The 12016-nt window shown below is 41.8% G+C and carries 10 protein-coding genes; 6 read left to right on the top strand and 4 right to left on the bottom strand.

What is annotated here, in order from left to right:
- Positions 1 to 3 precede the first annotated feature (3 nt).
- Positions 4 to 753, top strand: a complete 750-nt coding sequence (locus CGB83_RS14070) for an LOG family protein (RefSeq protein ID WP_172954710.1) — start codon at positions 4 to 6, stop codon at positions 751 to 753.
- Between the two features lie 58 nt (positions 754 to 811).
- Positions 812 to 1282 (top strand): DUF6702 family protein, encoded by a 471-nt coding sequence (locus tag CGB83_RS14065; protein ID WP_172954709.1) that lies wholly within the window; start codon positions 812 to 814, stop codon positions 1280 to 1282.
- 235 nt (positions 1283 to 1517) lie between these two features.
- On the opposite strand, the gene CGB83_RS14060 is transcribed toward CGB83_RS14065, so the two are convergent.
- Together CGB83_RS14060 and CGB83_RS14055 are read right to left on the bottom strand one after the other, a co-directional pair.
- Positions 1518 to 2828 (bottom strand): M949_1556 family lipoprotein, encoded by a 1311-nt coding sequence (locus CGB83_RS14060; protein ID WP_100076369.1) that lies wholly within the window; start codon positions 2826 to 2828, stop codon positions 1518 to 1520.
- A gap of 32 nt (positions 2829 to 2860) precedes the next feature.
- On the bottom strand, positions 2861 to 5725 hold the full coding sequence (locus CGB83_RS14055) for a carboxypeptidase-like regulatory domain-containing protein (RefSeq protein WP_100076368.1): 2865 nt from the start codon (positions 5723 to 5725) through the stop codon (positions 2861 to 2863).
- 246 nt (positions 5726 to 5971) lie between these two features.
- Here CGB83_RS14055 and CGB83_RS14050 point away from each other — a divergent pair, with 246 nt between their 5' ends.
- Positions 5972 to 7159, top strand: a complete 1188-nt coding sequence (locus CGB83_RS14050; RefSeq protein ID WP_100076367.1) for an endonuclease/exonuclease/phosphatase family protein — start codon at positions 5972 to 5974, stop codon at positions 7157 to 7159.
- Positions 7160 to 7202: 43 nt separating this feature from the next.
- Entirely contained in the window at positions 7203 to 7625 is a 423-nt protein-coding gene (locus tag CGB83_RS14045; protein ID WP_100076366.1) for a DUF6146 family protein, read from the top strand.
- A 53-nt stretch (positions 7626 to 7678) separates the two neighbouring features.
- Here the strand turns inward: CGB83_RS14045 and CGB83_RS14040 are convergent, their stop codons facing one another.
- Positions 7679 to 8275: a superoxide dismutase gene (locus tag CGB83_RS14040; protein ID WP_100076365.1), complete on the bottom strand. Its 597-nt coding sequence runs from the start codon at positions 8273 to 8275 to the stop codon at positions 7679 to 7681.
- Positions 8276 to 8451: 176 nt separating this feature from the next.
- Positions 8452 to 10311 (bottom strand): transcription termination factor Rho, encoded by a 1860-nt coding sequence (gene rho / locus CGB83_RS14035; RefSeq protein ID WP_100076364.1) that lies wholly within the window; start codon positions 10309 to 10311, stop codon positions 8452 to 8454.
- Positions 10312 to 10454: 143 nt separating this feature from the next.
- Here rho and CGB83_RS14030 point away from each other — a divergent pair, with 143 nt between their 5' ends.
- Entirely contained in the window at positions 10455 to 10844 is a 390-nt protein-coding gene (locus CGB83_RS14030; protein WP_100076363.1) for a DUF4293 family protein, read from the top strand.
- Positions 10845 to 11042: 198 nt separating this feature from the next.
- Positions 11043 to 11966, top strand: coding sequence for a M28 family peptidase (locus CGB83_RS14025; RefSeq protein WP_100076362.1), 924 nt, complete (start codon positions 11043 to 11045; stop codon positions 11964 to 11966).
- Positions 11967 to 12016 lie beyond the last annotated feature (50 nt).

The raw sequence follows: 12016 nt of genomic DNA, 5'->3' as shown, positions 1-12016 counted from the left end.
GCAATGAATACTAATGGAAGAGACGAGAGCCTGATTAATCCTGAACTGGATAACAACGAAACAAGACTGCACAACAGCTTCAGACAGAAAACCTGGGATGAAACCATCGCCAAGGACAGCTGGATGGTATTCAAGGTGATGGCCGAATTTGTAGACGGGTATGAAAAGCTGGCTAAAATTGGTCCGTGCGTGTCTATTTTCGGATCCGCAAGGCTTCAGCCCGGCAGCAAATACTATGAAATGGCTGTGGAAATCGCCGAGAAAATCACCAAAATAGGTTTCGGGATTATTACCGGAGGCGGTCCAGGGATTATGGAAGCGGGAAACAAAGGAGCCTTCAATGCCCAGGGAAAATCCATCGGACTGAATATCGACCTTCCTTTTGAGCAGCATTTCAATCCGTACATCAATAAATCCTACTCCATGAACTTCGATTACTTTTTCGTACGCAAAGTGATGTTCGTAAAATATTCCCAGGGATTTATCGTTATGCCGGGAGGGTTCGGCACGCTGGATGAATTTACGGAAGCTTTGACCCTGATCCAGACCAATAAGATCGGTAAGTTCCCGATTGTCCTCGTAGGGTCGCAATTCTGGAACGGGATCCTGGATTGGTTCAAGACTACTTTGCTCAATGACGGAATGATCTCAGAGGGCGATCTGGACCTGTACAGGGTGGTGGATTCTGCAGATGAAGCAGTAGCCCACGTGAAGGCATTTTACGACAAATACTCGGTAAATGTTAACTTTTAATTGGCACATTATTTGTGAATTATAACCAGCAAGCATGATTGTAAATCTATTAATCAGAATGAAAAATTTTTTTTGTATTTCGGGGGTTTTAACACTTTTTATATTGATGAGTTTCGTCGGAGTCGACTTCTTCTCTTCAATGACTAAAGTGGATTATGTAGAAGGCAGCAGGACGTTGAAATTCACTACAAAAATGAATACGAGCCATATTTCAGACGCCATAAAAATCAATCCTAATACTGCGGGATTTGAAGCGGAAGTCAAAAAATATGTCAACAACAATTTTGATGTCTACGTTAACGGTGCTCCAAAAACCATTACTTTCACAGGAAGTCAGGTAAGCGGAGAAACGGTATGGGTGTATTTTGAAGCCGGAGGTGTTTCAGATATCAGTACCCTAAAGATTAAGAATACGATACTGTTAAGCGCTTTTCCCAAACAGATCAATCTGGTGAATATTGCTTATAAAGGAAGCCAGAAGACCATGAATTTTCAGCGCGGTAAAGAAGTGAATGAAGTATCTTTTTAAAAAAGTTTAATTTTGAATCATAAAAGGCCACTGCAATACCATTGCAGTGGTTTTTACTTGCTCAAAAGCCCATTAAGGGTTAGCTTTAATTATAAAAGATTGATCAGCTTATAGATGCATCAATCTACGGTGTCAATTGATCGACATGTCATTTAGAATGAGAAATAATACTTCCAGATAATAAAAAAGAACCGCCATGAGCGGTTCTTTGTATCATCATAAAACAGAGTTTAAATTAGTTTCCTGCCACTTTTACATTATCAAGCTCCCAGGTAGCGGCAGCTGCTGTGGTAGACGTATATTTAAAGGCGACCTGTACATTTTTATTCACAAAAGCATTCAGGCTGATGTTCCCGGAATTTGTCCAGGTATTGAATGCTCCGGAATTGGTATCCAGAACCCCTGAAAGCTGAACCCAGGTGGTGGTTGCCGGGTTTCCGGTATAATTCTCCGTCACATATACTTCAAGAGGATTTCCGGCATAGCGTACATCCGTCTCAAATGATAAAGATGCCGATGTAAAGCCCTGTAATGAGATCGGCTTGGAGATCAGCCAGTCTTCATTGGCATTATTTGACCCCGCAAAACCATTCATTACCGCACAAGGCTTCGGATTTCCGAACTGCTGGATATTCCAGATCTGAGCTCCGGTAACACTTACCGGGATCCAGTTGTCCGTAAGATTTCCGTCAAATCCTTCAAAGAAGAATCTTTTTCCCGTAAACTGAACATCATTGGTGCTCCTGATCAGCATCTGCCAGTTGCTGTTGTAGCGGCTGACTACAAAAGTAAGGTCTCCTTTACCATCAGGAAGCTGAGTGGCACCGAACGTTGAGAATCCTGAATTCCTGATGATGGTAGCGTTCCCGGACTGGTCTACAATACTCCTGTCGGTATCCACTCCTGCACCCGCCTGATAATCTATGTATTTTTTACCCAGTTCTCCGGCTGAGAACTGTACATTCGGTACTTTTACCAGCATGTTCAGGTATTTTTCATCCTGGGCAAGCTTAAGGTTAGCCAGCTCAACAGGTTTTATCGTGGCTACATCAAGCCCGTTCCCATTACAAACTCCTGCAATATAGCGGCTCACCAATGCTGCAGGAATTCTTCCGATAGCATACGTAGGATCTACAGCGCCAATTTTCACTACGCCTCTGTCTGTCCCGATTCTCAATCCGTTTGCATTGATCCTGATATGGGCTCCTACAGGAAAATCTGCATAGTTGCTGGATTTATCTACTTCAATCTGTAACCCTACAGTAGGGTTTTCAGGTTTGTCCTGGAAGGAAATGGTTTTATAGAAGTTTCCGTTCTCATCCGAAGATACTACATACCCATCGATGATCTGATCTGTACTGATCAGAAGGTATCCTGATGAAGGCGCCTGCGCTTTAAAGGCTGCCATAGTCATCGTTGGGGCAGGAAACTTATTGTTGCAGTTGATCGGCGGCGTTTCCCACTCATCTTTCTGTACACAAGAGGTAATGGAAACCGCTGCGAAGGCAACTCCCGTTACAAGGCTTAGGTATTTCTTTATATTCATTATGATAATTTTTAAAAGGATGATTGTTATGGTTAAAATCTAAACTGTACATTCACAAAATAAGATCTTCCCTGGGTATACCAGTATTTTGGTCCGAACAGGGTAAATTCCCGGTCGTTGTCCTGTACGAAATCAGGGAATTTGGCATTCCTGGTCTGCTCAAAACCTCCGGTAATGTATTTTGTATTATCCAGGATATTATTTACCGTAGCTGAAACCAGCACATAGTATTTGCCGATCACCCATGATTTTCCGGCATTCACATTCAGGAAAAAAGAAGAAGGAAGCTTGTTGGGCTCCAGGACCCTTCTTAATTCGGATTCGGTAAGGTTGTAATAGGGTGTGGAAGAATTATTATTCTGTATAAAACCTTCTGTCCTGATCAGTGCGGAAGGATCCAGGTAGTTGTCATCAAAATAATTCCAGTTGGCTCCTACCCACCAGTATTTAGGGTTATTGTACCGGAAACCCAGAGAATACGCCTGTTGCGGCGTACCTCCCTGACGGTAGTTCCTGATGTATGCTTTTCCTAAATTAAGGTAAGAAAGCCCATTCGAGAATACCCCGGTGGCATCAGAAGCAAAATACGTAACCGGATCATTCTGATAGGTATATTGCCCGATACTGGCAAGGCCCTGAAGCGATAATGTAGGAAGGACTTTAACATCAACACCGAGTTCAGCCCCCATATTTCTTTTCTTTACATCCGTCATCACCTGCGTTACGAAAGCACTCTGCACGATGGTCTGATTTCCCTGGTCATCTGAGTTGTTCAGCTGGATCCCGTCGGCAAAGAACCTTTGTACGGATGTTTCATTTTCCGTGTCTACGAGATATCCTGTCAGCCTTAGCTTAAGGAATGGCGTGGAGATCACATAGCTCAGGTCATTGGCATTGACTACCATATTCTTGATATTGGGAGCTACGGAACCGTTTACCCTTGGATTGATGAACAGGTCCTCCAAATAAGGCGCTTGTGAATAGTATGCTCCGTTATACACGAAGAAGTTTCTTCCGTTCAGCTTATAGATCAGCTGTCCTTTAAGACCATAGTTCCAGAAGTTATAATCTTTACCCTGTCCTTTGGAATCCAGATACAGGTAATGCTTGAACAATCCTTCCCTGTTGGAGCTGGAATATCCTGCCATCGCGGAAACAAAAACATCAAACTTCCCTGTGCTGAATTTCAGTCCGGGATTTACTTTTACTTCCTGTCTTCTGAAAATGTAATCGTAGGTCATCCTGTCGCCTGCTCTTTTGGTTACATTTTCCTCCCCTTCATTAAACAGCCCTGATTTTCCAGGCTGATTCGTTGCGGCAAACGGATCTCTGTTTAACACAAAATCAGCACCCAGAAGGTCTTTCACCTCCCGGTATTGCTCAGAACGGTAGTTCTGGTAAGATACATTCAGCAGGAATCTGATATTATCATTAAAATTATGTACAAAGTGAGTGGCTGCATTCCAGATCTTGTCATCGCTTACATCATTAACAAGATAATAAAGCGCTCTTCTTCCGGTCTGTCCATAATAATTTCCTGCCGGCTGCTGCATATTTCTTCTGTAGAGGTTATCCCAGTTGATCTGGGTAACATTCGGATCGCCCGACATCCAGGCTTCCATAGAAGCTTTATAAGCTTTCTGTGCAGTGGTTGCCGATGCGTCAGGTGTATCTACAGAAGCATTAGGATCTAAGGAATCGTAATAGCTCGGAAGGTTTCTGTAATAAGTCGGTGAAGGATTCGGTACATTCTGCCAGTCAAGGCGGGATCCCTTATCTTTTCCAAACTGATAAGACACGGAGGTCCAGAGGCTGGAATTTTTACTGATCTTCCAGAAATCCTGCCATTGGATGAGTGGCTGGAAACCTTTCCTCACCCTTTCACTGCGCTGTTTTCCATCCTGGTATCCCCAATAGGAGTTGTAATGTACCCCTCTGTAATCATAGACTTCCTGAGTGCTCGGGCTTGCCGTAGACCTGCGGTAAGGAGCTCCGATAAAATTCAGGGTCATCGTATGTTTATCACTGAATTTTTTCTCAATACCCAGGTAAGCTCCGTAAGCATCATAGAATGTTCCTTCCTGGATGCCTTCTTCAGCCCACCTTCTCGCCCCCATTGCGGTAAATGCCCAGCCGCTTTTGCTCATCCCGGACGTATAGCGGAGCGATGTCCTGTTTCTGTAGTTCCTGTTGGTGAGGGACTGCGTAAACTGGAATCCTTTCCTGTACTCACTGGCTTTGGTATTTTTATAGATCACAGAGCTATTTCCTCCGAAAGCATATTCGGATGGAGCATGGTTCTGTGAAATTTCCGGATAACGGGTAATTTCATTCAGACCACCCCAATTACCGAAATCAACGTTTCCGTTATCCGATTTTACCATGGAAACACCATTCAGCATAGTTTCTCCCGATCTGCCGTCTATCCCTCTCGGTCGGAACCAGTAGAATCCAAGATCAAAGGCAGCAATCCTGCTGAATACATCCTGGGACGACTGCAAGAGCCCAACGGTAGAAACCTGGCTGGTGCTGGTATCGTCATCGTTATCGGAATCAATGATTGTCAATCCCTGGTCGGCGTTCGTAAGAGCGGAATACAGCGTAATGGTTCCTAAATCTTTTTTCTTTTCCTCGGCCACGTCGAACTCCATTACTTTGGTTTCGTAATTGGGTTTCGTAATCACAATCTGATAATGTCCCGGCATCAGATCTACAAACTGGAAATATCCGATTTTGTCTGCCGTTACATCATTCTCACTTCCCTTAAGATCTACTTCTGCCCTTTCAACGGGCTTTCCTTCCGCATCTTTAAGATAGGCAAACACCGTGGTCTGCGCAAAATAATAAGATGCCGGAAGCAAAGTAAATAAAGAGACTAATGATAGTTTTTTAATCATGAGTATATTTCTTTTATAAATACTTTAATTCCTAAGAGTCAACACTTTAAAAGTGGGGCACAAATTTAATTAAAATTTACAATTTAAAACTATTTGTACATTATTTTTTCTTAACATTGCAATGTTTTATGATTCATTATATAAAAATAACAGGCATACCATAATTTCTGTTAACAAATAATTAAAATGAATTAATTCCTAAAAGCATTACATTTGTCGATTAATAATTTTAATATTCCAGCAAGAATGAGAAGATTTTTAAGTTTATGGACTGTTATGTTTTCCATAATAGTTTTTGCACAACAGGGCAAACTGAGAAAAGTTGCTGCTGTAGGTTTTCTGAATGTAGAAAATCTTTTTGACACGATCAGATCAGCCGATTATATAGACGGAACCAAGGACAAAAGAAATCCTGCTTTCCACAGAAGCATCCCTTTGGATTCAGTAAAATTTCTTGAAGCTGAAAAATATGACGGTGAATGGAATGATGATCTGTTAAAAGGAAAGAAAGTCGTTCGATACCAGGGAGGAGCAGAAGAGTTCACCCCAAGAAGTGCCAAAAATTACAATTCCAGGGTTTATAAAACCAAACTGGCCAATGAAGCTAAAGTGATTTCAGAACTCGGTGCGCAATACACCAGAACAGCTCCGGCAGTGGTCGGGTTGATTGAGGTAGAAAACAGACAGGTTATTGAAGACCTCATCAAACAGCCGGCCCTGGCTAAATATGACTATGGCATCATTCATTATAATTCGTATGATTACAGAGGAATTGATGTAGCGCTGATCTATCAGAAAAGAAGGTTTACACCTATCCATTCTCTGAAGAAAGAGCTGAAGGTATTTAATGAAGAAGGAAAAAGAGAATATACCCGGGATATCCTGGTGGTTACCGGCTTCCTGGATAATGAAAAAGTGGCCTTCTTCATGAATCACTGGCCATCAAGGAGAGGCGGTGAAGCCGCATCACTTCCGAAAAGAAATGCCGCAGCAGCTTTGTTAAAGCAACAGATGGACAGTGTCCGAACAGCAGATCCTTCTACGAAGCTTTTTGCTATGGGAGATTTTAATGACGACCCTGTAAGTTCAAGTTTAAAAAATTACCTGAAGGCCCAGGCAAATCCTAAAGACCTTAATGACAATAACCCCTACCTTAACCTGATGTACCCACTCTATAAAAAAGGTGTGGCTTCTCTGGCTTATCAGGATGCCCCTAACCTTTTTGACCAGATTATCGTTTCCAAAAACCTGATCTCAGATCAGGTAACCAAAGAATATTCTGTTTATAAAGCTGAAATATTTGCACCGGCTTACCTGGTGAATAAAGAAGGCAATTACAAAGGTTATCCTTTCAGGTCGTGGAACGGGGATCAGTTTACCGGAGGATTCAGCGACCACTTTCCGGCATTCGTTATCCTGCAGAAAGAACCATAGATACAAAGCACTCCGCCAGAGTGCTTTTTTGTACCTTTATCCTATGAAGAATATAATACTCATCCTCATCATAGCATTGATCCCTTTCAGCTGTTCTGCACAGGCCGATAGTAAAAGCGAGAAAGAGAAACAGGAAATGAAACCGTCCAAAAATGAAGACGGCGAATGGGACCTTACGGTTATAGATACACAATTCGATTATTTTCTGAGTGCAATAGCCAAACCTATGAATCAATACTCAGAGGCTGCTCTGAAAAGTCGTAATACACTGCTGGTGAATGAATGGAATTCCTATTATAATTTCGGAAGGTACCGGAATGTGATTGAATCCTCCATCGATTACGACCCCAGAGAAAAATACGGGCTGCAATTCGAGTATAAGCTGTACCAGGTTTTTGCTTATGTCAACTGGAAATACGGACTTCGCATGAACGGTTTAAGCGGAAGCGATGTTTTCCGGAGGTAAATAAAAAGGTTCAGCTTTCAGCTGAACCTTTTCTTATCTATTTTGACTAACAATTATTTGTTGAATAATTCTTCCACCTTATCCCAGTTGACCACATTAAAGAATGCCGTAACGTAATCAGGTCTTCTGTTCTGATAGTTCAGATAGTATGCATGCTCCCAGACATCCAGTCCCAGAACAGGGGTTCCTTTAGCGTCAGCTACAGGCATCAGGGGGTTATCCTGGTTAGGTGTAGAAGTTACGGAAACAGAACCGTCTTCGTTTTTGATCAGCCATGCCCATCCGGAACCAAATCTTGTTTTTGCTGCTTCAGAAAAATCAGTCTTGAATTTTTCAAAACCGCCATAGTTTTCAATAGCAGCCTTTACATTTCCTACAGGTTCTTTGCTTCCTCCGGGAGTCAGGATTTCCCAGAACAGCGTATGGTTAAAATGTCCTCCTCCGTTATTTCTTACTGCCGGCTTATCCGTTCCGGTTTTGCAGATATCTTCAATGGTTTTTCCCTCAAGATCAGTTCCTTCAATAGCCTTATTCAGGTTATCGATATAGGCCTGATGGTGTTTTGTATGGTGGATTTCCATTGTTTTTGCATCAATGGTAGGTTCCAATGCATCATAAGAGTATCCTAATGTTGGTAATTGAAATGACATAATTTTAATTTTTTAATGTTATTACTCAAATTTAACCATTTATTGCCCGAATATCAAAAAATGAAATTACTTTAATAAATCTTTAACATTGAAAATTTAAGTGAAAAATTCTTTGCTCAAAATAAAAATCGCAGGCCTCTCCAGGCCTGCGATTTTCAATTATATAAACTGAAGATTTATTTGTTCATAGACATTAGGAACTCTTCATTATTGAGTGTTCCTCGTATGTTTTTACTGACAAACTCCATAGCTTCTACAGGATTCATTTCAGAAAGGTATTTTCTGAGAATCCACATTCTCTGGGAAGTGGTCTCATCCAGAAGCAGATCATCTCTACGCGTACTGGAAGCAACCAGGTCAATAGCAGGATAAATCCTTCTGTTGGCAATTTTTCTGTCCAGCTGAAGTTCCATATTCCCTGTTCCTTTGAATTCTTCGAAGATTACTTCATCCATCTTGGAACCGGTATCAATAAGTGCGGTAGCAATAATAGTCAGGGAACCTCCTCCTTCAATCTTACGAGCGGCTCCGAAGAACCTCTTCGGCTTGTGGAGCGCATTGGCATCCACCCCTCCTGAAAGTACTTTTCCGGATGCAGGTGTAACGGTGTTATAAGCTCTTGCCAGCCTTGTAATGGAATCCAGCAAAATAACCACATCATGTCCGCATTCCACCATTCTCTGGGCTTTTGCCAGAACCAGGTTGGCTACTTTCACATGTTTTTCAGCTGCTTCGTCAAAAGTAGATGCGATAACTTCTGCATTAACGCTTCTTTCCATATCGGTTACCTCTTCCGGACGTTCATCGATCAGAAGGACCATCATATAGACTTCCGGGTGATTGGCAGCTATAGAGTTGGCAATATCTTTTAACAACATCGTTTTACCCGTTTTCGGCTGGGCAACGATCATTGCTCTCTGCCCTTTCCCGATAGGTGCAATTAAATCCACAATTCTTGTTGACATCGTGGAATTATTTCCTGTAAGGTTAAATTTTTCTTCCGGGAAAAGCGGTGTCAGGTATTCAAAGGCAACGCGGTCTTTAATAAAAGCCAGGTCACGTCCGTTAACTTCTGTAGGCTTTAGCAAAGAAAAATATTTCTCACCTTCTTTCGGCAGCCTTACGATCCCTCTTACGGTATCTCCTGTCTTCAGTCCGTAATTTCTGATCTGAGCAGTAGAAACGTAGACATCATCCGGTGAAGAAATATAACTGAAATCTGATGAGCGCAGGAATCCGTAATTGTCAGGAAGGATTTCCAGCACCCCTTCTATGCTTACCATCCCGTCGAAACTGAATTCTTTCTTCTGTTCCTGGTGGTGCTGATTTTGCTGGTGGTGTTGTTCATCCCCTCTCTCAGAATGCTGCTGTTGTTGCTGCCTGTTCTGATTTTGGTGTTGATGTTGGTTCTGATTTGAATTTTGATTCCGGTTCTGATTTCCGTTGTTGTGCGGATTATTGTGTTGTCCTTTCTGAGGACGGGCCTGATTCTGAGGATTCTGAGGCTTTTCTTCTGCAGGGGCAGGTTCCTGGGATTCTGTATTTTTTGGAGCTTCCGGTTTTTCCTGTGCGGGTTCTGTACCGCTTGTAGCGGCTGTGGAAACTCTTTTTCTTTTTTTTCTGGCTGCTGTTGCTGCAGCATCTTCTGCAACGGGTTCAGCAGGTTCTGCTTTAGGTTCTTCCTGTTTAGGTTCTTCGGAAACAGGAATGTTCTCTTCTGCTTTTTCTTTATCCTGTTTGGCTGCCGCTGCTGGCTTAGCTTCCGGTTTGGTTTTGGTGGCCGTTTTTTTTGCAGTGGTCTTTCTGGTGGGAGCCTTTTCGGTTTTCTCCGCTGCCGGTTTTTCTTCCGTGACTGAAGGGGTTTCCGTAGCGTTGAAATAGTCTTTGGCTACCTTTGGATTGGAAGCCTGATAGTCAAGAATCGCAAATATCTTATCGTTTTCATTGCTGTTTCTTGCTACTTTAACGCCCAAATCCTTTAAGATTTTAGTCAACTCCGTTACGGATTTTGACCTTAACGTTTCGATGTTAAACATATTTTATGTAAAAATGTAATTAATTGTGAGTAAGAAAAGTAAGTCCGGTGACTTTTGTTTTCAGGTACATTGTATAATGCAAATCTACACTAATTTTTGAATTGTGCAAAATTTATGTTACTTTTGCCTGGAATTTACTTTCAATGCTACAAAGAATACAGACCATATGGATTTTCCTGGCAGTTCTGGCTGCCGTCTTTCTTTTCATCACAGGACAGGATGTTGCCGTTGCCGGCAATACACCTATTATTGATGCAGCCTGTATCGTACTCGTAATTGTAGGGGTACTGAGTATTTTCAGTTTCAACAACAGGAAAAGACAAATCATGCTGAATACAGTCAGCATTATTATAAACGTTTTGTTGATTGGCATATTGGTGTACTGGTTACTTAACTTATCCGGAGGAATTCAGTTTCCTGAGAAGGGTATTGAGCCGTTTTTTCCATTGATGGCGATTATATGTCTGCTTATTGCAAATGTATACATCAAAAAAGATGATAGGCTCGTAAAATCTGTAGACAGGCTCCGATAGCATTACAACGATTTTTTGAGTGAGAACAGCTTCTGAAAGGAAGCTGTTTTTTTTGTCTCGTTATGATCATTACAATACATTTGATTACAGGGTATGTATGCTCTGCAAACGCCCTCTGTTAACGCTATTTCAAAACTATTTTTACTTCTGTGCAACATTTCCGCTCGGAATGCGACAGATTAGTGAAAATTTGACTTCATGAAAAAACTAACCTATCTTGCCTTTTCATTTTTCTCCGTACTGATGTCCGCCCAGGAAGTGAGCCAGGAAACAGTGCAGACCGTGCTTTCAACACTGGCATCGGATGAAATGAAAGGTCGTGAAATCGGGACACCGGAAAATGAATCTGCTGCAAATTATATTGCCAAGCTTTTTAAAGAGAACAACCTGGAATACTGTACGGGAAATTCTTACCTGGTACCGTTTGAGTATAAAGGCAAAACAGCATATAATGTCTGCGGGATCAAAAAAGGAACACACCCGCAATACCTGGGATTTTCAGGGCATTTTGACCATATCGGAACCAGCAAAAACCCTAAAGACAAGATCTATAACGGTGCTGATGACGATGCCAGCGGAATCACAACCCTGGTAGGTATCGCCGATTATTTTAAAGATAAAAAGCCTGAATTCTCCATGGTTTTTATGGCTTTCAACGGGGAAGAAAAGGGAATGCTCGGCTCAAGGGCTATCGCAGCTGATAAGAATCTGGACTATATTTATGATCACATGACCGCACTTTTCAATTTCGAAATGGTGGCAACAGAATCAGCTTTCGGCAAAAATGCCCTGTTTATGACCGGCGATGAATTTTCAGATCTTGATGAACTGTTCAACAAGAACGCTGAAAACGGCCTGAAAATCTATCCGGATCCTTATGCAGCACAGCAATTGTTTTACCGTTCAGACAATGTTAGCTTTGTAAAAAAGAAGATCATTGCCCATTCTTTTTCAACAGTCGATATGACCAAAGCTACCCATTATCATCATGAGAATGATGATGTCTCTGTAGTCGATTTCGGCAACCTGACCAAAATCATCAATAACCTTGCGAAAACACTGGAAAAACTGGCTCCTGCAAACTTCAGTCCTCAATACAACAATAAAGTAAAACTGGATTAGAAACGTCTGATGTATTAATTTTCCTTACTTTTGTCTGATTAATCCAAAAA

The organism is Chryseobacterium camelliae, from assembly GCF_002770595.1.
Lineage (GTDB): Bacteria > Bacteroidota > Bacteroidia > Flavobacteriales > Weeksellaceae > Chryseobacterium > Chryseobacterium camelliae.
Note: the sequence above shows the minus strand (reverse complement) of the source record. Positions and strands in the feature narration are given on the sequence as shown.

Coding starts and splice junctions, on each gene's coding strand:
- CGB83_RS14055 (WP_100076368.1), bottom strand. CDS start 5,725: ATGATTAAAAAACTATCATTAGTCTCTTTATTTACTTTGCTTCCGGCA.
- CGB83_RS14070 (WP_172954710.1), top strand. CDS start 4: ATGAATACTAATGGAAGAGACGAGAGCCTGATTAATCCTGAACTGGAT.
- CGB83_RS14060 (WP_100076369.1), bottom strand. CDS start 2,828: ATGAATATAAAGAAATACCTAAGCCTTGTAACGGGAGTTGCCTTCGCA.
- rho (WP_100076364.1), bottom strand. CDS start 10,311: ATGTTTAACATCGAAACGTTAAGGTCAAAATCCGTAACGGAGTTGACT.
- CGB83_RS14040 (WP_100076365.1), bottom strand. CDS start 8,275: ATGTCATTTCAATTACCAACATTAGGATACTCTTATGATGCATTGGAA.
- CGB83_RS14045 (WP_100076366.1), top strand. CDS start 7,203: ATGAAGAATATAATACTCATCCTCATCATAGCATTGATCCCTTTCAGC.
- CGB83_RS14050 (WP_100076367.1), top strand. CDS start 5,972: ATGAGAAGATTTTTAAGTTTATGGACTGTTATGTTTTCCATAATAGTT.
- CGB83_RS14065 (WP_172954709.1), top strand. CDS start 812: ATGAAAAATTTTTTTTGTATTTCGGGGGTTTTAACACTTTTTATATTG.
- CGB83_RS14025 (WP_100076362.1), top strand. CDS start 11,043: ATGAAAAAACTAACCTATCTTGCCTTTTCATTTTTCTCCGTACTGATG.
- CGB83_RS14030 (WP_100076363.1), top strand. CDS start 10,455: ATGCTACAAAGAATACAGACCATATGGATTTTCCTGGCAGTTCTGGCT.